This window comes from Xanthobacter nonsaccharivorans (assembly GCF_043194755.2).
In the GTDB taxonomy this organism is placed as follows: domain Bacteria; phylum Pseudomonadota; class Alphaproteobacteria; order Rhizobiales; family Xanthobacteraceae; genus Xanthobacter; species Xanthobacter autotrophicus_G.
On record NZ_CM195526.1, the window covers coordinates 5,212,033 to 5,234,789 of the forward strand.

The following is a 22,757-nucleotide window of genomic DNA, read 5'->3' on the forward strand; positions in this document are numbered from 1 at the left end:
CCGCCCGGGTGAAGCGATCCGCCGGGGCTCCGCGTTCGGATAAGGTGCGACACGCGGAGCGTTCTCATGTCCCCGCTCTCAACCGCCTCCCTCCCGCCCTGCGCCGTCTCGCGCCTGCGCCTCCTCGCCTGCCTCGCCCTCGTGGCGACGGTGGCCGCGGTGGGCGGCGCGGTGACGGCGCCGGCCATCCAAGGGTGGTACCAGGGTCTCGCGAAACCCGGATGGATGCCGCCCAACGCGGCCTTCCCCGTCGTCTGGACGGTGCTCTACCTGCTGATGGCCCTTGCCCTCTGGCGCCTGTGGGACCTTGTGCCGTCCTCGCCCGCGCGGCGCGCCGCCATCGGCCTGTTCCTGGCGCAGCTGGCGCTCAATTTCCTCTGGTCGCCGGTGTTCTTCGGCCTCCACGCGATCGGTGCCGGGCTCGGCATCATCCTCGCCCTCCTCGTGGTGCTGGGCCTGGCGCTCTGCGCGGCCTTCCGGGTGGACAGGGTGGCCGGCTGGCTGCTGGTGCCCTACCTCGCCTGGGTGTGCCACGCCTCCACGCTGAACGCGGCCATCGTGCTCCTCAACTGACGCGGTGGCCGTGCGCCGGAGCATTTTCCGCTCGCCTTGGCCGAGGGAACGCGCTCTAGATGACTGAGCTGACGCGTCTTCTTCGCGCACGCGGGCATGCGCTGCGCTCGAAGACGCTCCAAAGGTGTCCCATGCTTCACTGGTCCATCTATCTCTTCATTCCGCTGGCGCTCGCCCTGGTGGCGGGGGTGCTGTTCCTCGGCCTGTTCAACTTCGCCTCGGGCGGCTCGCCGCAGCGCTCGCAGAAGCTGATGCAGATGCGCGTGCTGTTCCAGTTTCTGGCGATCATCCTTGTCATGATCACCGTCTACGCCATGGGGCGGTGAAGGCACGGCCATGGTCAAGCTGAACAAGATCTACACCCGGACCGGCGATGACGGCACCACGGGCCTCGGCACTGGCGCGCGGGTGCCCAAGTACGACCTGCGGGTGGATGCCTATGGCGCGGTGGATGAGGCCAATGCGGCCATCGGCATCGCCCGCCTGCATGTGGGCGCCGATGCCGTCCTCGACGCCATCCTGACGCGCATCCAGAACGACCTGTTCGACCTCGGCGCCGACCTCTGCGTGCCGCCGGCCGCGCACGAGCCGCCGGGCACGGCGCTGCGCATCGTCCCCGCGCAGGTGGCGCGGCTGGAAGAGGACATCGACGCGCTGAACGCCGGTCTCACACCCCTCACCTCCTTCGTGCTGCCGGCCGGAAGCCCCGCCGCGGCGCATCTTCACCTGGCCCGGACCATCTGCCGGCGGGCGGAGCGGATCATGGTGGAGCTCTCCCACCAGGGGGACGGGCAGGTGGGGGCGCCGGCCATCCAATATGTGAACCGCCTGTCGGACCTGCTCTTCGTCGCCGCCCGCCACGCCAACGCCCGCGGCGCCGGCGACGTGCTCTGGGTGCCGGGGGCGAGCCGATAGCGCCTCTCATCGAGATCCGGGGTGCCATCCGGCCGGTCGGGCTCTAAGCTCCAGCGTGGGGCCGGGCGGCGGGGGTGCCGGGCGGGTCCCGCCGGGACAGGCCGCCATGTTCGTACCCATCGCCGACGCCAATCCGCTCGAGAACATCGTGCGCCCTTATGTCACCTGGGGGCTGCTCGCGGTGAATGTGCTGGTATTCGCGGTGCTCCAGCACGGGGCGCTCGGCGAGGTCAGCGAGGCGGGCGTGCTCGGCTACGGCACCATCCCCGCCGTGGTGACGGGCGAGGCGGTGCTGCCCCCCGGCTACGAGCGCCTGCCGCCGCTCCTCACCCTCGTCACCTACATGTTCCTGCATGGCGGCTGGCTGCACCTCATCGGCAACATGGCCTTCCTGTTCGTGTTCGCCGACAATGTGGAGGACGCCCTGGGCCACTGGCGCTTCCTCGCCTTCTATCTGCTGTGCGGCATCATCGCCGGGGCGGCCCATATCCTCGCCGATCCCGCCTCGGAGGTGCCGCTGGTGGGGGCCTCGGGGGCGGTGGCCGGCGTGATCGCCGCCTATCTCATGCTGCACCCCAACATCCGCCTCTGGGCGCTCCTGCTCATGAAGATCCCGCTTCGGGTGCCGGCCTATTGGGTGATCGGCGCCTGGTTCACCCTCCAGGTCTGGCAGGTCCTCGCCGCCCACGACCAGGAAACCGCGTGGTGGGCTCACCTTGGCGGCTTCCTGTCCGGTGCGGTGCTGGTGGCGGTGATGCGACAGCCTGGGGTTGTGTTGTTCGATCGCGATCCCTCCGGCGTGCCGAGCCGGCCGGCGCCGCGAAGAAGCGAGCGTTGACACGCTTTCTGCCCCCTCCTACGTTGCGCGCCCGCAAGAAATGCTGCATCGCAGGGAACAGGCGGAAGTCACGGCGGCGGAGGCGATTTTTCGACTTCCGGTCGCAATTTCGGGAACGGGGAGCACGCCTCTATGAAGATCCTGGTGCCCGTTAAGCGGGTGGTGGATTACAACGTGAAGGTCCGGGTGAAGTCGGACGGCTCTGGCGTCGAGTTGGCGAACGTCAAGATGTCCATGAACCCGTTCGACGAGATCGCCGTCGAGGAGGCGCTCCGCCTGAAGGAGGCCGGCAAGGCGACGGAAGTGGTCGCCGTGTCCATCGGACCGGCCCAGGCGTCCGAGACGCTGCGCACCGCGCTGGCCATGGGCGCCGACCGCGGCATCCTGGTGAAGACCGACGCCACGGTGGAACCGCTGGCCGTCGCCAAGATCCTCAAGGGCGTGGTGGGCGAGGAAGCCCCCGGCCTCGTCATCCTCGGCAAGCAGGCCATCGACGACGACTGCAACCAGACCGGCCAGATGCTGGCGGCGCTGCTCGGCTGGCCGCAGGGCACCTTCGCCTCCAAGGTGGTGGTGGAAGACGGCGGCTTCGCCATTACCCGCGAAATCGACGGCGGCCTGCAGACCGTCCAGCTCAAGGGGCCGGCCATCGTCACGACGGACCTGCGCCTCAACGAGCCGCGCTACGCTTCGCTGCCCAACATCATGAAGGCGAAGAAGAAGCCCATCGGCGAGAAGACCCCGGCGGACTACGGCGTCGACGTCGCCCCGCGCCTCACGGTGCTGAGCACCGCCGAACCCGCCGGCCGCAAGGCGGGCGTGAAGGTGGGCTCGGTGGCCGAGCTGGTGGCGAAGCTCAAGGATGAGGCGGGGGTGATCTGATGGCTGTTCTGCTCGTTGCCGAACACGACAATTCGGCTCTCAACGGCGTCACCGCCAAGGCCCTGACCGCCGCCGCCGCCATCGGCGGCCCGGTGCACGTGCTGGTGGCCGGCAAGGACGCCAAGGCCGTCGCGGATGCCGCGGCCAAGCTCTCGGGCGTCGAGAAGGTGCTGCTGGCGGACGACGCGCTCTATGCGCACCGCCTCGCCGAGCCGCTCGCCGCGCTCATCGTGTCGCTGGCTCCGGCCTATGACGCCATCGTCGGCCCCTCCACCGCCATGGTGAAGAACGTGCTGCCGCGCGTCGCCGCCCTCCTCGACGTGATGCAGGTGTCCGACATCACCAAGGTGGTGGCGCCCGATACGTTCGAGCGTCCCATCTATGCCGGCAACGCCATCCAGACGGTGAAGTCCGGCGACGCCAAGAAGGTGGTCACCGTGCGCACCGCCTCCTTCGCCGCCACCGCCGAGGGCGGCTCCGCGGCCGTCGAGGCCGTCGAGGCCGTCGCGGCCGTGGCCGATCCGGCCGTCTCCACCTTCGTGGAGGAGGCCATCGCCGCTTCCGACCGTCCGGAGCTCACCGCGGCGAAGATCATCGTGTCGGGTGGCCGCGCGGTCGGCTCGCGCGAGAAGTTCGCCGAGCTCATCGAGCCTTTGGCCGATGCGCTGGGCGCGGCGGTCGGCGCCTCCCGCGCCGCGGTGGACGCCGGCTATGCGCCCAACGACTGGCAGGTGGGCCAGACCGGCAAGGTGGTCGCCCCCGAGCTCTACGTGGCGCTCGGCATCTCCGGCGCCATCCAGCACCTCGCCGGCATGAAGGACTCCAAGGTCATCGTCGCCATCAACAAGGACGAGGAGGCGCCTATTTTCCAGGTTGCCGACTACGGCCTGGTGGGCGACATCTTCTCCGTGGTGCCCGAGCTCAAGGCGGAAATCGCCAAGGTCAAGGGCTGAGCACGCGCCGGCCGGCGCGCATGGCGAGCCGGCCGGGTGCGATCCTCCATATCGAGTTTGGAGACGAATTCACCGATTCGGCGCATTTAGCCGAACCGGATCCGGCTCTAAGGTAGCGCAGGCAGTGGCCGGCCGATTCCGGCCGCGGCCGCAGGGGCGCCGGCTCCTCCCCTCCGGCAGCAAGGCGAAACGAGAGAACCATGCCGCTCGAGATCAAGAAGGTCGGGGTCATCGGCGCAGGCCAGATGGGCAACGGCATCGCGCATGTCTGCGCGCTCGCCGGCTATGACGTGGCCCTCAACGACGCGGATCCCGACCGCATCCGGTCCGGCCTCGCCACCATCAACGGCAACATGGCCAAGCAGGTGTCCAAGGGCACCGTGAACGAGGCCGACCGACAGGCGGCCCTCTCCCGCATCGCGGCGGCCGAGAAGGTCGAGGACCTCGCCGACTGCGACCTCGTGATCGAATCCGCCACCGAGCGGGAAGAGGTCAAGCGGAAGATCTTCTCCGGCCTCTGCACGGTGGTGAAGCCGGAGACGCTGCTGGCCTCCAATACCTCTTCCATCTCCATCACCCGACTTGCCGCGTCCACCGACCGGCCGGAGCGCTTCATCGGCATTCACTTCATGAATCCGGTGCCGCTGATGGAGCTGGTGGAGCTGGTGCGGGGCATCGCCACCGACGACGATACCTTCGAGAGCGCCAAGCAGTTCGTCACCCGGCTGCACAAGACATATGCGGTGGCCGAGGATTTCCCGGCCTTCATCGTCAACCGCATCCTGCTGCCGATGATCAACGAGGCCATCTACACCCTCTATGAGGGCGTCGGCTCCGTGGATTCCATCGACCGGGCCATGAAGCTGGGCGCGAACCATCCCATGGGCCCGCTGCAGCTCGCCGATTTCATTGGCCTCGACACCTGCCTGGCGGTGATGCAGGTGCTGCACGAGGGCCTCGCCGATTCCAAGTACCGACCCTGCCCGCTGCTGGTGAAGTATGTCGAGGCCGGCTGGCTCGGCCGCAAGACGCAGCGCGGCTTCTACGATTATCGCGGCGAGAAGCCGGTCCCCACCCGCTGAGGGGCGCCGCAGAGCGGCTTCGGGAAAGAAGGGCGCCGCCGGTCGGCGCCCTTTGTTTTTTGGAACGGGCCCGGCCGGCCATGCCGGCTTCAGCCCGCCAGGCCTTCGGTCTCCTCGGCATCCGCCTCCACCGCCGGCAGGTCCACCTTCTGCAGCAGGCCGCCGCCCGGCCGGTTGGCCAGGGTGAGGCGCCCGCGGTGGCGGGAGATGATCTCGTTGGCGATGGCCAGCCCCAGGCCCGCGCCGGGGATGCTCACATGACGCGCCGGATCCACCCGGAAGAAGGGCTCGAACACCTGCCCCATCAGCGTCTCGGGGATGCCGGGCCCGTCATCCTCGATGATCAGCACCGCCCGGTCGCTCGCCCCGCCCACCGCCACCCGCGCCCCGCCGCCGTGGGTTGCGGCATTGACGATGAGGTTGCGCACCGCGCGCTTCAGCGAGAGCGGGCGGCCGCGGACCGTCACGGGCTGGGTGGAGACCAGGGCCACCTCGAGGCGCGCCTCGCCGACCTCGGCCACCACGGCCTCCACCAGCGCATCCAGCCGCAGCTTCTCCTCCGGGCCGCCCCCCACCTCCTCGCGCACGAGGCGGATGGCACTGTCGGCGATGCGGTCCAGCTCCTCGAGGTCGGTGAGCCACTGGGCCCGCTCCTCGTCGTCCGGGATGAATTCGGCGCGCAGCCGCATGCGGGTCAGCGGCGTGCGCAGGTCGTGCGCGGCACCCGCCACGATGCGCATGCGGCTGTCCAGGGAGCCCTTCAGCAGCGCCGACAGGCGGTTGATGGCGGCGGCCGCTGCGCGGACTTCGGTGGGCCCCTCCTCCGGGAGAATGGGCGGCTCGCCATCGGGGCCGATGCGGCGCACCGCCTCCTCGATGAGGGCGAGGGGCTTGGTCAGCCGACGCACGGCGAAGACGGCCACCAGCGCCACCCCCGCGACCAGGAAGGCGAGCCAGGTGGCGAGGCCGAACGTGCCGCCCGGTGGCCCGCGCGGAGTCCAGGGCTCCGCAAGCCCCTCCAGCACCAGCCAGCGCCCGTCCGGTAGGCCGATCGCGGTGGTGCCGCTCCGCTCGCCCGGCCCGCCGGGGCCGGGAGGCGCGCCCGGCGGGCGCAGGACCCGCACGGGCAGCACCGCGCCGCGCCGCATCAGGGCCTCGGCCAGAAGGCGCGTCTCTTCGGGATTGATCTCTCCGGCCGGCGGTGCGGTCCGCAGCAGCGCCGAGCGCCCCCCGGAGGTCACCTCGGCGCCGGTGGGCACGGCCGAGGCGAGATCGGCCATGATCAGCAGGTCGGCGGCCCGGATGCCGTGGCCGCCGAAGGGCGGCAGCTCGGGCCGGGCGAGGAAGAAGGAGGCGCCGTTGGCGAGCGCCACCACCGCCAGCAAGGCCAGGACCATGAGCGCGGAGACCTGGGCGCGCAGGGACCTCAAGGGGTCTCCTCCTGCTCGACCCGGACCGCGAGCTGGTAGCCGCCGTTGCGCAGCGTCTTCAGGATCTGGAAGGCCCCCTGGTCGCCGAGCTTGCGCCGCAGGCGGCTCACCAGCACGTCCACCGACCGGTCGAAGGGCCCGGCCTCCCGGCCCTTGGTGATGTCGAGCAGCTGGTCGCGGGACAGGATGCGCCCCGGCCGTTCCAGGAAGGCGATGAGCAGGTCGAACTCGGCGCCCGTCAGGGGCACCTCGCTGCCCGCATCGTCGGTGATGCGGCGCAGCTCGGGCTCCACCCGGAAGCGGGCGAAGCGGAAGGCGCGGGCGGCGGCGGCCGGAGCGTCCATGGCGCCGGAGCGGCGCAGCACGGCGCGGATGCGCGCCACCAGCTCACGCGGGTTGAAGGGCTTGCCCAGATAATCGTCGGCGCCGATCTCCAGACCGATGATGCGGTCCACATCCTCCTTCAGGGCAGTGAGGAGGATGACCGGCGTGCGCGCGCCGGCCTGCAGCGCGCGGCAGAGATCGAGCCCGGAGGCGTCGGGCAGCATCAGGTCCAGCACCACCAGGTCGATGCGATGGGTGGCGAGCGCCTCCTCCATCTCGCGGCCGTCGCCCGCCGTGGTCACGCGGAAGCCCTGTGCCGTGAGGTAGCGCCCCAGCAGCTTGCGGATTTCCAGATCGTCATCAACGACGAGAATGTGTGCGCCCGCGTCCAACTCTGCTCACCTCCCGAGACCGCGCCTGAAGGTTTGTGCTGCGGCGGCGCAACACCATAAAGGACGCCCTCCGCGCGTTGGACCCCTGTTGTGTTCCGCCTCTTGCGTCCGAGTGTTGCCCCGCGCCGCCCAGCAACATTGCGTTACAAAATGGACCGCGGCGGTGACGTTCGGACACGAAGAGACCTTCGGCAGCAACAGGGGCGGGTCACGTTGCTCATCGAACAACATCGGACGGAGGCACACAATGCCGCGCACACCGATACGCAAAGCGCTGCTCGCCAGCGCTCTGGTTGCTCCGCTGCTGGCGATCGGGGTGCTCGCGTCGCCGGTCGCCACGAAGGCGAAGACGCAGGAGCGCCTGCCCCAGGTCGAAAGCGCCCGGTCCGTGCAGATGGCGGCCCTGGACGTGCAGGGCCCGCAGGGCGGTCCTCCGGGCTTCCCGCCGCCGGAGGGCGGTCCGAGGGCGGAGGGTCGTCCCTCCGGTCGTCCCCGCCCGCCCGGCGGGCCGCTAGCCCTCGCCCGCAACCTTGCCGCCGCGGAAGTGGCTCTCGGCATCCGCGCCGCCCAGCTTGATGCCTGGCGCGATTTCACCGATGCCCTGCAGGCGATGCTGCCGCCGCCGGACCTGCCGCCCGGCCCGCCCCCCGCGCCCGGGGCTGAAGGCGTGCTCCCGAGGCCCGAGGCCTTCGCCCTCACCTCCGCCTTTGCCTCCCACGTGGAGGCGGCGGGCAAGGCCGGCACCCGGTTGTCCCAGGCGGTGACGGCGCTGAAGGCGCGCCTCTCGCCGGAGCAGCTGGAGCGCATGGTGCGCCTGGAGCCGACCCTGCTTCCCCCTCCGCCGCCGCCCCCGGGGCCGATGGGGGCGCCCTGCCCACAGCAGGACCATTGCCTCCCACCCCGGTGAGGCTTCGCAAAGGAGGGGATGCTCGCCGCCCTTGATTGTCCCCTCCCTGCAGCGGGCGTGCCTCGGCACGCCCGCTGTCCGCGTTCGCGGGCTCCGGCGCGTGTCACACGCTTGTCGCCGGCGGTGGGTTAGAGGAAGATCCTGAAAACGATTTCAGCGACGCAATCCAGCGCCGCGTGCTTCAGGAAACGTCCTTGGCCCGCATCGTGACCATCCGCACCGTCGCGGAGCACGCCGGCTGCTCCATCGCGACCGTCAGTCGCGTGATCAACCGGTCTGCGCCCACCAGCACCGAGGTGGAGACCCGGGTGCGCGCCGCCATCACTGCCCTGGGCTTCCGCCCGAGCGAGATCGGCCGGGCGCTGAAGACTCTGCGCATGCGCACGCTGGGCGTGGTCATCCCGAGCCTTATGAACCCGGTCTTCGCCGCCTCCGTGGCCGGCATGGAGGCCGCCGCGCGCGAGCGCCGCCACACCCTGCTCCTCACCGCCACGGATTACGAGGCCGGGCGCGAGGCGGAACTGGTGGAGACGCTGGTGGCGCAGAACGTGGCCGGCCTCATCCTCACCGTGGCCGACGCGGACGAGAACCCCACGCTGGACATGCTCGACGCCGAGCATATCCCTTATGTCCTGATCCACAACGAGCCGGTGCGCACGCGACGCGCGGCCGTGTGCGTGGACAACGCCGCCGCGACCTTCGCCCTCACCGGGGCGATGATCGCCGCCGGGCACCGGCGCATTGCCTACCTCGCCGGCCGCTTCTCCACCTCCGACCGCTCCCGCCGCCGGCACGAGGGCTATGCGGCGGCCATGACGGCGGCCGGGCTGACGGCCGAGGCGCCGGTGGAGCTCGACTACCTCAGCGATGTGCCCGGCCATGCGGAGGCCCTCGCCGGCCTGTTCCTCAGCCCCGGCCGCCCCACCGCGGCCTTGTGCTCCAACGATCTCCTCGCTCTTTCGGTGGCCGGCGCGCTGCGCGACCTCGGCCTCGGCGTGCCTGCCGACGTCTCCCTCGCCGGCTTCGACGGCATCGCTCTCGGCCACGTCATGAACCCGACGCTCGCGACCGTCGACACCCCTACCCGCCGCATGGGCGAGCGGGCGGTGGAGATGCTGTTCGCCATGCTGGAGGACGATGCGCCACCGCGCGTCGAGCACCTGCCCTTCACCCTCCGTCCCGGCGGCACGCTCGCCGCCGCGCCGGCAGATGCCGTGTCTGTTCCCTGTTCCCCCGTTTCCAACCCGTGAGGCCGAAGCCATGCGCCGCACCCTGACTGGTCTTGTCGCCGCGAGTGCCCTTGCCGCCCTGTCGCTCGCCCTCGTCCCGGCGCGTCCCGCCGTGGCGGCGGACGCCATCTGCTACAACTGCCCGCCCGAATGGGCCGACTGGGGCGCCATGCTGAAGGCCATCAAGGCTGATCTCGGCATCGACGTGCCGCAGGACAACAAGAATTCCGGCCAGTCCCTCGCCCAGATCCTCGCCGAGAAGGCGAGCCCGGTGGCGGACGTGGCGTATCTGGGCGTCACCTTCGGCATCAAGGCGAAGGATGCCGGCGTGACCCAGCCCTACGAGCCGAAGGGCTTCTCGGAGATCCCCGACGGCCTGAAGGACAAGGACGGGAACTGGTTCACCATCCATTCCGGCACCCTCGGCCTGTTCGTGAACAAGGATGCCCTGGGCGGCGCCCCGGTGCCGGCCTGCTGGGCGGACCTGCTGAAGCCCGAATACAAGGGCCTCGTGGGCTATCTCGATCCCACCTCCGCCTTCGTGGGCTATGTGGGCGCGGTGGCTGTGAACGGTGCCACGGGCGGCTCCCTCGACGACTTCAAGCCTGGCATCGAATACTTCAGGAAGCTGCAGGCGAACGGGCCCATCGTGCCGAAGCAGACGTCCTATGCCCGCGTCGTCTCCGGCGAGATTCCGATCCTGTTCGATTACGACTTCAACGCCTACCGGGCCAAATATTCGGAGAAGGGCAACTTTGCCTTCGTCATCCCCTGCGAGGGCACGGTGGTGGTGCCCTATGTGATGACCATGGTGAAGGGCGCGCCCCATCCGGAGGCGGCGAAGAAGATCCTCGACTATGTGCTCTCCGACAAGGGCCAGGCCATGTGGGCGAAGGCCTACCTGCGCCCCGCCCGCAACGTCGAGCTGCCGAAGGAGGTGGCGGATCGCTTCCTGCCGGCCGCCGACTATGCCCGCGCCAAGCCGGTGGACTATGCCAAGATGGAAGCGGCGCAGAAGGGCTTCTCGGAAGCCTATCTCAACGCGGTGAAGTGAGGCGGTCCGCATCTTGAACCGCGCCCGGCGCGCGACCCGGTCGGCTTGCGATGCAGGCTGACCGGCGCCGGCTCCAGCCCTGTCATCCCCCGGCGCGCCCGGGGGAAGCGTCCGGGCCGGAACGCTCGCCGCCGCGCCGGTCCCTTTCCATCCAGGCCCAGCTCCCATGCACAGCGCCGACCGTCTCGCCCGCCTGTTCCTGCTGCCGCTCTTCCTGTTCGTGGCGGCCTTCTTCCTGCTGCCTTTGGTGCGGCTCGTGGGCGTCGCCGGCTCGGGGCCGAACGGGCTGGCGGAATATTTGGCGATCCTGACCAATCCCCGCCATCTGGCGACGCTGGTGGCGACGCTGCTCCTATCGGCAGCCGTCACCGCCGCGACCCTCGCCATCGGCACGGTGGTGTCCCTGTTCCTCGCCCGGAACCGCTTCCGGGGCCGTCCGCTTCTGGTGTCCCTGCTGACCCTTCCGCTCGCCTTTCCCGGCGTGGTGGTGGGCTTCATGATCATCCTGCTGGCGGGCCGGCAGGGGCTGCTGTCCAGCCTGTCCGTGGGGCTCGGAATGGGGCGGTGGGTCTTCGCCTATTCCATGGCGGGCCTGTTCGCCGGCTATGTCTATTTCTCGCTGCCGCGCGTGCTCGTCACCCTCATGGCCGCGGTGGAGAAGCTCGATCCGGCCCTGGAGGAAGCGGCGCGCTCGCTGGGCGCGGGGCGGCTCGCGGTGCTGCGGGACGTGACGCTGCCGGGCATCGCCCCGGCGCTCATGGCCTCCGGCGCCATCGCCTTCGCCACCGCCATGGGGGCCTTCGGCACCGCCTTCACCCTGGCGACGCGCATCGACGTGCTGGCCATGACCATCTACACGGAGTTCACCCTCAACGCGAACTTCGCCACGGCGGCGGCGCTCTCCATCGCGCTGGGCCTTATCACCTGGGCGGTGCTGGCGCTGTCGCGCAATCTCGCCGGCTCCGGCGTCGCGGCGGCGGGGTGAAGCCATGACGCCCCACCGCCTGACCTTCGCCTTCCAGCTGCTGGTGACGCTCATCGCCTGCGCCTTCCTGATGGTGCCGGCGGGGGCCTCCATCCTCGCCGGCTTCACGACGAATTACTTCCGCGGCCTCGCCTCCGGCCTGACGCTCGAATGGGTCAGGCAGGTGCTGGAGCTCTATTCGGGCACGATCCTGCTCTCGCTGGGGATCGCCCTCGGCACGCTTGCCGTCACGCTGGTGCTCGGCGTGCCCGCGGCCTGGGCGCTGGTGCGCCGGCCCTCGCGCCTGTCGCGCCTCGTGGAGGAGGTGGTGACGCTGCCGGTGGCCATCCCCGGGCTGGCTTTGGCGCTGGCCCTCATCCTCGCCTACGGCGGCTGGCGGGATTTCCGCATGAGCCCGCTGTTCATCCTCACCGGCCACGTGCTCTACACGCTGCCCTTCATGCTGCGCTCGGTGATGGCGGTGCTCGCCGCCGTCGACGTGCGCACGCTGGAGGAGGGGGCGGCCTCGCTGGGCGCCTCGCCGCTGCAGCGCTTCTTCCATGTGGTGGTGCCCAACGCGCGAGGCGGCATCCTCGCCGGGGCGCTGATGGTGGTGACGCTCTCCATCGGCGAGTTCAACCTCACCTGGATGCTGCACACCCCGCTCACCAAGACGCTGCCGGTGGGCCTTGCCGACAGCTACGCCTCCATGCGCCTCGAGATTGCGAGCGCCTACACGCTGGTCTTCTTCGTCATGATCGTGCCGCTGCTCGTCGCCCTGCAACTGTTCGGCCGCACTCCCGGAGGCGCGAAATGACCACCCCCTCCGGCGCCGCCATCACCGTCTCGGCCTGCGGCAAGACCTATGCGGACGGCACGCGCGCCCTGCATCCCGTCGACCTGCAGGTGAAGGCGGGCGAGACGCTGGTGCTGCTCGGTCCCTCCGGATGCGGGAAGACGACGCTCCTGCGCCTCATCGCCGGGCTGGAAACGCCGGATGCCGGCGGGCGCATCCTGTTCGACGGGGCGGAGGTGACGGCCCTGCCCATCGAGAAGCGCAACGTGGGCATGGTGTTCCAGTCCTACGCCCTGTTTCCCAACATGAGCGTCATCGACAACGTGGCCTACGGCCTGCGCGTGCGCGGCGCCGCCAAGGCGGAGCGGCGCGCCCGGGCCGGCGCGGTGCTGGAGATGATGCGCATCGGCCAGCTGGCGGAGCGGCGGATCGACCAGCTCTCCGGCGGCCAGCGCCAGCGCGTGGCGCTGGCCCGGGCGCTCGCCGTCCGCCCGCGGGTGATCCTGCTGGACGAGCCGCTCACCGCCCTCGACGCGGCGCTGCGCGAGCATCTGCGTTCCGAGATCGACGCGCTGCTCAAGCGCCTCGCCATCACCGCCATCTATGTCACCCACGACCAGGCGGAGGCGCTGGCGCTGGGCGACCGCATCGTGGTGATGAAGAACGGCGGCATCGCCCAGGTGGGCACGCCGCGCGAGGTCTATTTCCAGCCGGCCGACGATTTCGTGGCCGACTTCGTCGGCATCACCAACCGGCTAGAAGGGGCGGTGCGCCACGGGCGCTTCGAGACCGCGGCCGGCGTTCTCCCCATGCCCGGGCCGGACCGGGCGACGGCGCGCCTGCTGTTCCGCCCGGAGGCGGCGCGGCTCGCCAACCCAGCGGAAGCCCAGCTGGTGTTCGAGGTGGTGCAGGTGGAGTTCCAGGGCGCGCGCCAGCGCGTCACCCTCACCGGGCCGGGCGGGGTACGCCTCGTCGCCGAGGCCCCCACCGACATGGCTCTTGCCGCCGGGGGGGCTGTCGGGCTCATCCTCGATCCAGCCCGAATCGTTCTCGCCTGAGACCCCATGCTCATCGCCCAGCTGACCGACACCCACATCCGCCGCCCCGGCAGCCTCGCCTACGGGGTGGTGGACACCGCCATCTATCTCGCCGCGGCCGTCGACCACATCCTCGCCCTCGATCCGCGCCCGGACGTGGTGATCGTCACCGGCGACCTCACCGATTTCGACGACCCGGCCGAATATGCCCGTTTCCGCGAGATCACCGGCCGGCTGCCCATGCCCCTGTTCCCGCTGCCGGGGAACCACGACAGCTCGCAGGGTTTGCTCAGGGCCTTCCCGGAGATCGCCGCGCGTACGGCCGGCGGGCGCGTGAATTATGTGGTGGAAGGCTTTGCCCTCCGCCTCGTGATGCTCGATTCCACCGTCCACGGCCGGCCGCACGGCACGCTGGGGGAAGAGGGCCTTACCTTCCTTGATGCGGCGCTTTCGGCCGAGCCCAGCCTGCCGGCGCTGGTGTGTGCCCACCATCCGCCGTTCCTCACCGGCATCCGGCACATGGACGTGCAGAATCTGTTCGATGCCGATGCGCTGGCGGAGGTGCTGCGGCGCCATCCCCAGGTGTGCGCCTACACCTGCGGCCACGTGCACCGGGCGGTGACGACCACCTTCGCCGGCATCGCCGCGACCATCGGCCCGGCCCCGGCCCATTCGGTGAGCCTGGCGCTTGATCCGGCCGCGCCGCCCACCTTCCACATGGAGCCGCCGAGCCTGTCCCTGCACCTGTTCGCGGACGGCCGGCTCGTCACCCACCGCAGCTTCATCGGCACGTTTTCCGGGCCCCATCCCTTCTTCGGGCCGGATGGAAAGGCGATCGGCACGCCGGGCTGAGCTCGCCCGGGCCGGCTGAAGCGCGCCGGACGGAAGAACGCGAATCCCGGGCGCCCGCGCGGCGGCTGCGTCCAGGGGCCCCGGAGGGATCCGAGACCTTCACACCCCGTCCTGCCGCACCGACGCCGGCAGGAAGCACCGCCCGCCCTCGCCCTCGGGCATGAGGGGCAGGAAGGCGGCGCCCTCCTGCGCCAAGAAGGCCTGAAGGGCGCGGCCGGCGGGCAGCAGGCGCTTGTCCCGCGCCCGCACCACCAGCCATTGGCGCACCACCGGCAGGCCCTGCACGTCCAGCACCTTGAGGCGCCCGTCCGCCACCTCCGCCGCCACCGTGTGGGCGGAGATGAAGGACAGGCCGAGACCCGCCATCACCGCCTGCTTGATGGTCTCGTTGGAGCCGATCTCCATGGCGATGGGCGGATGCGGCACGCCCGCCTCGTCGAACACCCGCTCCATGAGCATGCGCGTGCCCGAGCCCGGCTCGCGCACCAGCAGGTCCTCCTTGGCGATATCGGCCGGTGTCAAGCGTCGCCGGCGAATCAGCCGATGCTCCGGCGGGGCGATGACCACATGCGGATGGTCGCCGATCACCTTGGTGTCGGCCTCCATGGCCGCCGGCGGACGGCCCATGACGGCGAGGTCGAGGTCGAGACGCATCAGCCCCTCGATGATCTCCTCGCGGTTGCCGATCATCAGCTTCAGCTCGATTGCCGGATGGCGTTTCCTGAATGCCGCCAAGGCCATGGGCGCGAAATACTTGGCGGTGGAGACCACCCCCACCACCACCGATCCGCGATCCGGGCTCTTCAGCGCGGCGATGGCCCGTTCGGCTTCCGCCAGAGCCTGGGCGATGCGCTGCTGGGCGGCGAGAAGCTCCTGTCCAGCGGCGGTCGGTCGCAGGCGTCCGTCGGCGCGCTCGAACACCGGCACGCCCAGGTCCTCTTCCAGCGCCTTCATCTGGGCGGTGACTGCGGGGGGGCTCAAACCCATGTCCTGCGCCGCTTTGGCGTAGGAGCCGGAGGCGGCGGCCAGGGCCACGAGGCGCAGCTGCTTCAGGGTCCAGTGGGGCATGGCTTCAGGTTTCCTGAATGCCTATTTCATGACATTCAAATTTACCTAAATCCTGATGCGCGGCAAGGTGGCTTCAACAAGCAAGGAGGGCCGCCATCATGGGTGCCGACGCCGCCATCGGGCAGATCAAGGATGCCAAGAAGAGGTACGCCGCCGGCGTGCTCAAGTATGCCCAGATGGGCTATTGGGACGGCGACTACCAGCCGAAGGACACCGATGTCCTGGCGCTCTTCCGCGTGACCCCTCAGGAGGGCGTGGACCCCATCGAGGCGGCGGCCGCCGTCGCCGGCGAGAGCTCCACCGCCACCTGGACCGTGGTGTGGACCGACCGCCTCACCGCCGCCGACATGTACCGGGCCAAGGCCTACAAGGTCGAGCCGGTGCCGGGTCAGCCGGGCCAGTATTTCTGCTGGGTCGCCTATGACCTCGACCTGTTCGAGGAAGGCTCCATCGCCAACCTCACCGCGTCGATCATCGGCAACGTCTTCTCCTTCAAGCCGCTGAAGGCCTGCCGCCTGGAGGACATGCGCCTTCCGGTCGCCTATGTGAAGACCTTCCGCGGCCCGCCCACCGGCATCGTGGTGGAGCGTGAGCGCCTCGACAAGTTCGGCCGCCCTTTGCTCGGCGCGACGACCAAGCCGAAGCTCGGCCTTTCCGGCAAGAACTACGGCCGCGTGGTCTATGAGGCGCTCAAGGGCGGCCTCGACTTCGTGAAGGATGACGAGAACATCAATTCTCAGCCCTTCATGCACTGGCGGGACCGCTTCCTCTACTGCATGGAGGCCGTCAACAAGGCCCAGGCCGAGACCGGGGAGGTGAAGGGGCACTACCTCAACATCACCGCCGGGACCATGGAGGAGATGTACCGCCGCGCCGCGTTCGCCAAGGAGCTGGGCTCCGTGGTGGTGATGGTGGACCTCATCGTCGGCTGGACCGCCATCCAGTCCATCTCCAACTGGTGCCGCGAGAATGACATGCTCCTGCACATGCATCGTGCGGGCCATGGCACCTACACGCGCCAGAAGGGCCACGGCATCTCGTTCCGGGTGATCGCCAAGTGGCTGCGCCTCGCCGGCGTCGACCATCTCCACACCGGCACCGCGGTGGGCAAGCTGGAAGGCGACCCCATGACCGTGCAGGGCTACTACAACGTCTGCCGCGAGATGACGACGAAGACCGACTATACCCGCGGCCTCTTCTTCGACCAGGACTGGGCGGGCCTGCGCAAGGTGATGCCGGTGGCTTCCGGCGGCATCCACGCTGGCCAGATGCACCAGCTCATCGACCTGTTCGGCGAGGACGTGGTGCTGCAATTCGGTGGCGGCACCATCGGCCATCCGGATGGCATCCAGGCGGGCGCCACCGCCAACCGCGTCGCCCTCGAGACGATGATCCTCGCCCGCAACGAGGGCCGGGATATCAAGAACGAGGGGCCGGAAATCCTCATCGAGGCCGCCAAATGGTGCCGTCCGCTGCGCGCCGCCCTCGATACCTGGGGCGAGGTGACCTTCAACTACGCCTCCACCGACACGTCCGACTTCGTGCCCACCGCGTCCGTCGCCTGAGGAGAAGAGACATGCGCATCACCCAAGGCACCTTCTCCTTCCTGCCCGACCTCACGCCGGCGCAGGTCCGCGCCCAGATCCAGTATGCCCTGGACCAGGGCTGGGCGGTCTCGGTGGAATATACGGACGACCCGCACCCCCGGAACACCTACTGGGAAATGTGGGGCCCGCCCATGTTCGACCTGCGCGATGCCGCCGGCGTCTATGGCGAGGTCGAGGCCTGCCGCGCCGCCAATCCCGGGCTCTATGTCCGGGTGAACGCCTTCGACTCCACCCGCGGATGGGAGACGGTCCGCCTCTCCTTCATCGTCCAGCGGCCGGAGAAGGAAGACGGCTTCCGCCTCGACCGCACCGAGGGAGAAGGCCGCACCCAGCGCTACGCCATCCAGAGCCGGGCCTACGCCGCCCGGTGACCTGATCAAGAGTTCCCAAGCTTCACCAGCGCGGCTGTTCCCACCGCGCCACTTAACGCCGAGGTTCGAGTCATGCTCGATGTTGCCACTCCCGCACCGTCCGCCGCGTTGCCGGCTGAGGCCGCCGAGAGCAAGCTCGACCTCGGCGCTCTCTTCACCGAGAGCGAGGTTCCCGAATTTCTCGCCGAGCTCGACGAGGGCCTGATCGGGCTGAAGCCCGTGAAGCGCCGCATCCGCGAGATCGCCGCCCATCTCGTCATCGGCCGCGCCCGCGAGCGCCTGGGCCTGACCTCGGGCGCTCCGACGCTGCACATGGCCTTCACCGGAAACCCGGGCACGGGCAAGACCACCGTGGCGCTCAAGATGGCGCAGATCCTCCACCGCCTTGGATATGTGCGGCGGGGTCATCTTGTCTCGGTGACGCGGGACGATCTCGTGGGCCAATATATCGGTCACACGGCACCGAAGACCAAAGAGATTCTTAAGAAGGCCATGGGCGGGGTTCTCTTCATAGACGAGGCTTATTATCTGTACCGGCCCGAGAACGAGCGGGATTACGGACAGGAGGCCATCGAGATCCTGCTGCAGGTGATGGAAAACCAGCGCGACGATCTGGTGGTGATCCTCGCCGGCTACAAGGACCGCATGGATCGCTTCTTCGAGAGCAATCCCGGCTTCCGCTCGCGCATCGCCCACCACATCGACTTCCCCGATTACGAGGACGGCGAACTGGTGGAAATCGCCAGGACCATGGCGGAGGAGGCGGACTACACCTTCAGCCCGCAGGCCGAGGTGGCGCTGGAGGAATATGTCGCCCTGCGCCGCACCCAGCCGAACTTCGCCAACGCGCGCTCCATCCGCAACGCTTTGGACCGCATGCGGCTGCGCCAGTCCCTGCGCCTGTTCGAGGCGGGCGGCCTTGCCGATCGCGACGCGCTCTCCACCATCGTGGAAGGCGATGTGCGCGCCAGCCGCGTCTTCGCCGGCGGCATCGACGCACCGAACTACACGCCCCGCGCCGAATAGGCCGCGGGACCAATAAGACCGGTGACGGCCCGCTGAACGGGCCGCACGGAGGAGACCCTCAGGGAGACCTGCCATGTTGGAGCCGAACGCCGATCATCGCGCCGCCCCGGCCATCACCCTTGCGTGCGCGCTCGAGGAATGGGCCGGCGAGGACGCCCGCCGCCGCGACGTCGCCGCGACCATCTCCGCCCTGGCCGAGGGCGCGACCGAGCTCTCCCGCGCCATCGCCGAAGGCCCGTTGGCCGGCGACCTGGCGCGGACCCTGTCCTCCGGTGAGGCCGGTGAGGGGCAGAAGGCGCTCGACGTCATCTCCAACGACATCGTCATCGGCGCGCTGAAGGCGGCGCCGGTCGCGGCGGTGGCGTCCGAGGAGAACGACGCGCCGGTGTTGCTGGACGCCGACAAGCCGCTGCTGGTCGCCATCGATCCCCTCGACGGCTCTTCCAACATCGACACCGACATTTCGGTGGGCACCATCTTCGCCGTGTTCCCGCGCCGCGACGACATCGACGCGGCGGAGCCGGCCGCATTCCTGCAGCACGGCCGCGACATGCTTGCGGCCGGTTATGTGATCTACGGTCCGCACACGGCGATGATGCTCACCGTCGGCGCCGGCACCTGGCATTTCGCCCTCGACAGGCAGGGCGCCTTCCGCCTCGTGAGCGCGGACGTGAAGGTGAAGGAGGGCACGCCCGAGTTCGCCATCAACATGTCGAACTACCATCACTGGGACGGGCCGGTGCGGGCCTATGTGGACGATTGCCTCTCAGGCCGGAACGGCCCGCGCGAGCGCGACTTCAACATGCGCTGGGTCGCGTCCATGGTGGCGGACGCCCACCGCATCTTCCAGCGCGGCGGCATCTACCTCTACCCCGGCGACAGTCGGAAGGGCTACGGGCAGGGCCGCCTGCGCCTCCTCTACGAGGCCTTCCCGGTGGCGTTCCTGATGGAGCAGGCCGGCGGCGGCGCCAGCGACTGCCGCGGCCCGATCCTCGACCTGACGGCGACCGGCCTGCACCAGCGCGTGCCGTTCGCGTTCGGCTCGCGGGACAAGGTGGCTCGCGTCGCCCGGTATCACCTGGAGCCCGCCGGCCACGGCGAGCGCTCGCCTTTGTTCGCGCGTCGCGGCCTGTTCATCTGATCCGCGCCCGACCTCAAGAAGAAGAGCCGAGCATTCCATGTCCGTGAAGCATCCCATCATCGTCGTCACCGGCTCGTCGGGCGCCGGGACGACCTCCGTCAAGCGCACCTTCGACCAGATCTTCCGCCGCGAAGGGGTCAAGGCCGCCTATGTGGAGGGCGATGCCTTCCACCGCTACGACCGCCTGGAGATGCGCGAGCTGATGGCGGCCGAGGCCGCCAAGGGCAACAAGCATTTCAGCCACTTCTCCCCCGATACCAACCTGCTCGGCGAGCTGGGCCAGCTGTTCAGGGACTATGGCGCCACCGGCTCCGGCCGCTTCCGCCACTATGTCCATGACGTCGACGAGGCGAAGGCCTATGGCACGGAGCCCGGCCGCTTCACCGACTGGGAGGACGTGGAGGGCGGCACCGACCTCCTGTTCTACGAAGGCCTGCACGGCGCGGTGGTCACCGACGATCTCAACCTCGCCCAGCATGCGGACCTGAAGATCGGCGTGGTGCCGGTGATCAACCTCGAATGGATCCAGAAGATCCATCGCGACAAGGCCACGCGCGGCTATTCCACCGAGGATGTGACCGACACCATTCTGCGCCGCATGCCGGACTACGTGCGCTACATCTGCCCGCAGTTCACGGAGACGGACATCAATTTCCAGCGCGTGCCCACGGTGGACACGTCCAACCCCTTCACCGCGCGCTGGATCCCGACGCCGGACGAATCGATGGTCGTCATCCGCTTCCGCGATCCGCACGGCATCGATTTTCCGTACCTGCTCTCGATGATCCACAACAGCTTCATGTCGCGGGCGAACTCCATCGTCATCCCGGGCAACAAGCAGGATCTCGCCATGCAGCTCCTGCTCACGCCCCTGATCATGAAGCTGATGGACAGGAAGCGTCGCGCCGGCTGACGCGCCCCGGCCCGCCGGGCCGGAGCGCGATCCATTCCCTCCTCCCGCGCCGGGGGGGAGGGCGAAGGGGGGAAGACGGCACGTCCTTTGAGCCCTTGGACGCGTGGCAGCCGTCTTCCCCCCGCCTCCCTCCCGGAGGCCTCGGGCCGGACCGGCCGCTCCCCCGGTGGGGCGGACGAGGGGCGGCATGCCTTGGCGGCCGCCCGCATGAGAAGCTTTGCTGGAGACCATGGCGTGCCCCTCCCTCCCCTGCCCCGCCGGGCCGGGGGAAGACCGAGCAGGGGACAGGAAGCCGAACAGGGAGAAGTGCCATGACCGCGCATGCGATGACCGCCGCCACCCCCCTCGACGCCGCTCCGGTGCTCGACCGCTCGCCGGGTTCGCTGGCCTGGCCGGTGACGGCCGCCCTCCGGGCGCTCGCCATGGACGCGGTGGAGCAGGCGAAGTCCGGCCACCCGGGCGCGCCCATGGGCATGGCGGAGATCGCCGCCGTGCTCTGGCGCGAGACCCTGCGGCACAATCCCGCCAACCCCTCCTGGCCGGACCGCGACCGCTTCGTGCTGTCGAACGGCCACGGGTCCATGCTGATCTACGCGCTGCTGCACCTCACCGGCTATGACCTGCCAGTGAGTGAGCTGAAGCGCTTCCGCCAGCTGCATTCGCGCACCCCCGGCCACCCGGAATACGGCATGACGCCGGGCATCGAGACCACCACCGGGCCGCTGGGCCAGGGTCTCGCCAACGCGGTGGGCATGGCGCTCGCCGAGAAGACGCTGGCCGCCCAGTTCAACCGGCCGGGCCTTTCCATCGTCGACCACCGCACCTTCGTGTTCCTCGGCGACGGCTGCCTGATGGAGGGCGTGAGCCACGAGGCGTGCTCGCTGGCCGGCCGGCTCGGCCTCGGCAAGCTCGTCGCTTATTATGACGACAACGGCATCTCCATCGACGGCAAGGTGGAGGAGTGGTTCCCGGACGACACTCCGGCCCGCTTCGAGGCCTATGGCTGGCAGGTGATCCGCGACGTGGACGGCCACGATCCCGCCGCCCTGCGCGCAGCCACCGCGGCCGCCATTGCCGAGACCGTCAGGCCCACCCTCGTCTGCTGCAAGACGGTGATCGGCCGCGGCGCGCCCACCAAGCAGGGCCACCAGGACACCCACGGCGCCCCGCTGGGCAGCGAGGAGATTGCCCGCACCCGTGCGGCCATGGGCTGGGACCATGCGCCGTTCGAGGTGCCGGCGGAGATCTATGCGCAGTGGGACGCCCGCAGGGATGGCGCCGCCCGGCAGGAGGCGTGGGAGGCCCGCATGGCGGCCTATGAGCGCGCCTATCCGAACGAGGCGGCCGAGTTCCACCGCCGCCTCAAGGGCGATCTCTCGCCGGTGTTCCCCGACACGTTCGAGGTGGCGCTGAAGACGACGCTAGAAAAGGCCGAGACGGTCGCCACCCGCAAGGCAAGCCAGCAGGCCCTCGCCGCGCTGGCCCCCGCGGTGCCGGAGTTCCTCGGCGGCTCCGCGGACCTTGCCCACTCGAACCTGACCACCTTTCCCGGCGCGGTTCCCGTGACGCGGGACCCGGCCGGCAACCAGATCTTCTACGGCGTGCGCGAGTTCGGCATGTCGGCCATCGCCAACGGCATCGCGCTGCACGGCGGCTTCATCCCCTTCGTCGCCACCTTCCTCGTGTTCTCGGACTATGCGCGCAATGCCATGCGCATGAGCGCGCTGATGGGCCAGCGCGTCATCTACATCCTCACCCACGATTCCATCGGCCTCGGCGAGGATGGCCCCACCCACCAGCCGGTGGAGCATGTGGAGAGCCTGCGCCTCATCCCGAACCTCGATGTGTGGCGGCCGGCCGACACGGTGGAGACGCTCAAGGCCTGGCACGCTGCCTTGACCCGGAAGGACGGCCCGAGCGCCTTCATCCTGTCCCGCCAGAACCTGCCCATGTGGCCGCGCACCGCCGCGCAGCTCGAGGCCATCGAGAACGGCGCCTACGTGCTGCGCGAGAGCGAGGGGGTGGCGCGTGCCGTGCTCGTCGCTACCGGCTCCGAGGTGAAGCTGGCGGTGGCGGCGGCCGAGGCGCTGGATGATGCGGGCATCGCCACCCGTGTCGTGTCCATGCCTTGCCGCGAGCGCTTCGAGGCGCTGACGGAGAATGATCGCGCGGCCCTGTTCCCGAAGGGCGTGCCGGTGGTGGCGGTGGAGGCGGGCGTCACCCGCGGCTGGCGCGGCCTGACCGGCACCCGGGAGGAGGGCGTCACCGCCATCGGCATCGACCGCTTCGGCGAATCCGCGCCGGAGAAGGATTTGTGGCCCCTGTTCGGCTTCACCGTCGAGAAGGTGGCCGACGCCGTGCGCCGCGCCATCGGCTGAGGCGCAGGCGGCGCACCAGACGCAC

23 protein-coding genes are annotated in these 22,757 nt (G+C 69.7%); 20 read left to right on the top strand and 3 right to left on the bottom strand.

The features are described from left to right. Positions 1-66: 66 nt before the first annotated feature. The 7 genes from V5F59_RS23830 to V5F59_RS23860 all read left to right on the top strand — a co-directional run bounded on the left by V5F59_RS23830 (position 67) and on the right by V5F59_RS23860 (position 5,243). Positions 67-573, top strand: a complete 507-nt coding sequence (locus V5F59_RS23830; protein ID WP_393978781.1) for a TspO/MBR family protein — start codon at positions 67-69, stop codon at positions 571-573. Between the two features lie 131 nt (positions 574-704). Beyond that, the gene (locus V5F59_RS23835; protein ID WP_393978783.1) at positions 705-899 is read left to right on the top strand and encodes a twin transmembrane helix small protein; all 195 of its coding nucleotides are present in this window, start codon (positions 705-707) and stop codon (positions 897-899) included. A 10-nt stretch (positions 900-909) separates the two neighbouring features. Beyond that, positions 910-1,488 carry a cob(I)yrinic acid a,c-diamide adenosyltransferase gene (locus V5F59_RS23840; RefSeq protein ID WP_393978785.1) on the top strand — a complete coding sequence of 193 codons (579 nt, stop codon included), beginning with the start codon at positions 910-912 and terminating at the stop codon, positions 1,486-1,488. Positions 1,489-1,594: 106 nt separating this feature from the next. Continuing rightward, positions 1,595-2,326 (top strand): rhomboid family intramembrane serine protease, encoded by a 732-nt coding sequence (locus V5F59_RS23845; RefSeq protein ID WP_393978787.1) that lies wholly within the window; start codon positions 1,595-1,597, stop codon positions 2,324-2,326. A gap of 132 nt (positions 2,327-2,458) precedes the next feature. Continuing rightward, complete coding sequence (locus tag V5F59_RS23850; protein ID WP_393978789.1) at positions 2,459-3,208, top strand: electron transfer flavoprotein subunit beta/FixA family protein; 750 nt, start codon at positions 2,459-2,461, stop codon at positions 3,206-3,208. Beyond that, positions 3,208-4,161 carry an electron transfer flavoprotein subunit alpha/FixB family protein gene (locus tag V5F59_RS23855; protein ID WP_393978791.1) on the top strand — a complete coding sequence of 318 codons (954 nt, stop codon included), beginning with the start codon at positions 3,208-3,210 and terminating at the stop codon, positions 4,159-4,161. Before V5F59_RS23850 ends, V5F59_RS23855 begins: the two co-directional genes overlap by 1 nt. Positions 4,162-4,361: 200 nt before the next feature. Further along, entirely contained in the window at positions 4,362-5,243 is an 882-nt protein-coding gene (locus tag V5F59_RS23860) for a 3-hydroxybutyryl-CoA dehydrogenase (protein WP_393978793.1), read from the top strand. An 89-nt stretch (positions 5,244-5,332) separates the two neighbouring features. Here the strand turns inward: V5F59_RS23860 and V5F59_RS23865 are convergent, their stop codons facing one another. Both V5F59_RS23865 and V5F59_RS23870 read right to left on the bottom strand, forming a co-directional pair. Further along, the gene (locus V5F59_RS23865) at positions 5,333-6,673 is read right to left on the bottom strand and encodes an ATP-binding protein (protein ID WP_393978795.1); all 1,341 of its coding nucleotides are present in this window, start codon (positions 6,671-6,673) and stop codon (positions 5,333-5,335) included. After that, a complete protein-coding gene (locus tag V5F59_RS23870; protein WP_393978797.1) occupies positions 6,670-7,389 on the bottom strand; it encodes a response regulator in 720 nt (239 codons plus the stop codon). The genes V5F59_RS23865 and V5F59_RS23870 overlap by 4 nt, the downstream gene beginning before the upstream one ends. Before the next feature lie 247 nt (positions 7,390-7,636). On the opposite strand from V5F59_RS23870, the gene V5F59_RS23875 reads away from it, so the two are divergent. The 7 genes from V5F59_RS23875 to V5F59_RS23905 all read left to right on the top strand — a co-directional run bounded on the left by V5F59_RS23875 (position 7,637) and on the right by V5F59_RS23905 (position 14,228). Further along, the gene (locus V5F59_RS23875; RefSeq protein ID WP_393978799.1) at positions 7,637-8,296 is read left to right on the top strand and encodes a hypothetical protein; all 660 of its coding nucleotides are present in this window, start codon (positions 7,637-7,639) and stop codon (positions 8,294-8,296) included. A gap of 194 nt (positions 8,297-8,490) precedes the next feature. Then, positions 8,491-9,546, top strand: coding sequence for a substrate-binding domain-containing protein (locus V5F59_RS23880; RefSeq protein ID WP_393978801.1), 1,056 nt, complete (start codon positions 8,491-8,493; stop codon positions 9,544-9,546). 10 nt (positions 9,547-9,556) lie between these two features. Then, positions 9,557-10,579 (top strand): ABC transporter substrate-binding protein, encoded by a 1,023-nt coding sequence (locus V5F59_RS23885; RefSeq protein WP_393978803.1) that lies wholly within the window; start codon positions 9,557-9,559, stop codon positions 10,577-10,579. A 166-nt stretch (positions 10,580-10,745) separates the two neighbouring features. Next, a complete protein-coding gene (locus V5F59_RS23890) occupies positions 10,746-11,564 on the top strand; it encodes an ABC transporter permease (protein WP_393978805.1) in 819 nt (272 codons plus the stop codon). 4 nt (positions 11,565-11,568) lie between these two features. After that, positions 11,569-12,360: an ABC transporter permease gene (locus V5F59_RS23895; protein WP_393978807.1), complete on the top strand. Its 792-nt coding sequence runs from the start codon at positions 11,569-11,571 to the stop codon at positions 12,358-12,360. Then, entirely contained in the window at positions 12,357-13,397 is a 1,041-nt protein-coding gene (locus V5F59_RS23900; RefSeq protein WP_393978809.1) for an ABC transporter ATP-binding protein, read from the top strand. The genes V5F59_RS23895 and V5F59_RS23900 overlap by 4 nt, the downstream gene beginning before the upstream one ends. Positions 13,398-13,403: 6 nt before the next feature. After that, positions 13,404-14,228, top strand: a complete 825-nt coding sequence (locus V5F59_RS23905) for a phosphodiesterase (protein WP_393978811.1) — start codon at positions 13,404-13,406, stop codon at positions 14,226-14,228. Between the two features lie 99 nt (positions 14,229-14,327). Here the strand turns inward: V5F59_RS23905 and V5F59_RS23910 are convergent, their stop codons facing one another. Beyond that, the gene (locus V5F59_RS23910; RefSeq protein WP_393978813.1) at positions 14,328-15,296 is read right to left on the bottom strand and encodes a LysR substrate-binding domain-containing protein; all 969 of its coding nucleotides are present in this window, start codon (positions 15,294-15,296) and stop codon (positions 14,328-14,330) included. Between the two features lie 98 nt (positions 15,297-15,394). Between V5F59_RS23910 and V5F59_RS23915 the strand changes: the two genes are divergently transcribed. The 6 genes from V5F59_RS23915 (at position 15,395) to tkt (ending at position 22,732) form a co-directional block, all read left to right on the top strand. Further along, the gene (locus V5F59_RS23915) at positions 15,395-16,861 is read left to right on the top strand and encodes a form I ribulose bisphosphate carboxylase large subunit (protein WP_393978815.1); all 1,467 of its coding nucleotides are present in this window, start codon (positions 15,395-15,397) and stop codon (positions 16,859-16,861) included. 11 nt (positions 16,862-16,872) lie between these two features. Continuing rightward, positions 16,873-17,274: a ribulose bisphosphate carboxylase small subunit gene (locus V5F59_RS23920; protein WP_393978817.1), complete on the top strand. Its 402-nt coding sequence runs from the start codon at positions 16,873-16,875 to the stop codon at positions 17,272-17,274. Positions 17,275-17,346: 72 nt separating this feature from the next. Next, complete coding sequence (gene cbbX / locus V5F59_RS23925; protein WP_393978819.1) at positions 17,347-18,300, top strand: CbbX protein; 954 nt, start codon at positions 17,347-17,349, stop codon at positions 18,298-18,300. A gap of 73 nt (positions 18,301-18,373) precedes the next feature. Next, a complete protein-coding gene (locus V5F59_RS23930) occupies positions 18,374-19,441 on the top strand; it encodes a class 1 fructose-bisphosphatase (RefSeq protein ID WP_393978821.1) in 1,068 nt (355 codons plus the stop codon). 37 nt (positions 19,442-19,478) lie between these two features. Next, the gene (locus V5F59_RS23935) at positions 19,479-20,354 is read left to right on the top strand and encodes a phosphoribulokinase (protein ID WP_393978823.1); all 876 of its coding nucleotides are present in this window, start codon (positions 19,479-19,481) and stop codon (positions 20,352-20,354) included. Positions 20,355-20,665: 311 nt separating this feature from the next. Continuing rightward, the gene (gene tkt, locus V5F59_RS23940) at positions 20,666-22,732 is read left to right on the top strand and encodes a transketolase (protein WP_393978825.1); all 2,067 of its coding nucleotides are present in this window, start codon (positions 20,666-20,668) and stop codon (positions 22,730-22,732) included. The last annotated feature ends 25 nt before the right edge of the window (positions 22,733-22,757 follow it).

Bases quoted from the DNA above. Each gene is read 5' to 3' on its own strand.
- V5F59_RS23830 (WP_393978781.1), top strand. From the start codon at position 67: ATGTCCCCGCTCTCAACCGCCTCCCTCCCGCCCTGCGCCGTCTCGCGC.
- V5F59_RS23835 (WP_393978783.1), top strand. From the start codon at position 705: ATGCTTCACTGGTCCATCTATCTCTTCATTCCGCTGGCGCTCGCCCTG.
- V5F59_RS23840 (WP_393978785.1), top strand. From the start codon at position 910: ATGGTCAAGCTGAACAAGATCTACACCCGGACCGGCGATGACGGCACC.
- V5F59_RS23845 (WP_393978787.1), top strand. From the start codon at position 1,595: ATGTTCGTACCCATCGCCGACGCCAATCCGCTCGAGAACATCGTGCGC.
- V5F59_RS23850 (WP_393978789.1), top strand. From the start codon at position 2,459: ATGAAGATCCTGGTGCCCGTTAAGCGGGTGGTGGATTACAACGTGAAG.
- V5F59_RS23855 (WP_393978791.1), top strand. From the start codon at position 3,208: ATGGCTGTTCTGCTCGTTGCCGAACACGACAATTCGGCTCTCAACGGC.
- V5F59_RS23860 (WP_393978793.1), top strand. From the start codon at position 4,362: ATGCCGCTCGAGATCAAGAAGGTCGGGGTCATCGGCGCAGGCCAGATG.
- V5F59_RS23875 (WP_393978799.1), top strand. From the start codon at position 7,637: ATGCCGCGCACACCGATACGCAAAGCGCTGCTCGCCAGCGCTCTGGTT.
- V5F59_RS23885 (WP_393978803.1), top strand. From the start codon at position 9,557: ATGCGCCGCACCCTGACTGGTCTTGTCGCCGCGAGTGCCCTTGCCGCC.
- V5F59_RS23890 (WP_393978805.1), top strand. From the start codon at position 10,746: ATGCACAGCGCCGACCGTCTCGCCCGCCTGTTCCTGCTGCCGCTCTTC.
- V5F59_RS23895 (WP_393978807.1), top strand. From the start codon at position 11,569: ATGACGCCCCACCGCCTGACCTTCGCCTTCCAGCTGCTGGTGACGCTC.
- V5F59_RS23900 (WP_393978809.1), top strand. From the start codon at position 12,357: ATGACCACCCCCTCCGGCGCCGCCATCACCGTCTCGGCCTGCGGCAAG.
- V5F59_RS23905 (WP_393978811.1), top strand. From the start codon at position 13,404: ATGCTCATCGCCCAGCTGACCGACACCCACATCCGCCGCCCCGGCAGC.
- V5F59_RS23910 (WP_393978813.1), bottom strand. From the start codon at position 15,296: ATGCCCCACTGGACCCTGAAGCAGCTGCGCCTCGTGGCCCTGGCCGCC.
- V5F59_RS23915 (WP_393978815.1), top strand. From the start codon at position 15,395: ATGGGTGCCGACGCCGCCATCGGGCAGATCAAGGATGCCAAGAAGAGG.
- V5F59_RS23920 (WP_393978817.1), top strand. From the start codon at position 16,873: ATGCGCATCACCCAAGGCACCTTCTCCTTCCTGCCCGACCTCACGCCG.
- cbbX (WP_393978819.1), top strand. From the start codon at position 17,347: ATGCTCGATGTTGCCACTCCCGCACCGTCCGCCGCGTTGCCGGCTGAG.
- V5F59_RS23930 (WP_393978821.1), top strand. From the start codon at position 18,374: ATGTTGGAGCCGAACGCCGATCATCGCGCCGCCCCGGCCATCACCCTT.
- V5F59_RS23935 (WP_393978823.1), top strand. From the start codon at position 19,479: ATGTCCGTGAAGCATCCCATCATCGTCGTCACCGGCTCGTCGGGCGCC.
- tkt (WP_393978825.1), top strand. From the start codon at position 20,666: ATGACCGCGCATGCGATGACCGCCGCCACCCCCCTCGACGCCGCTCCG.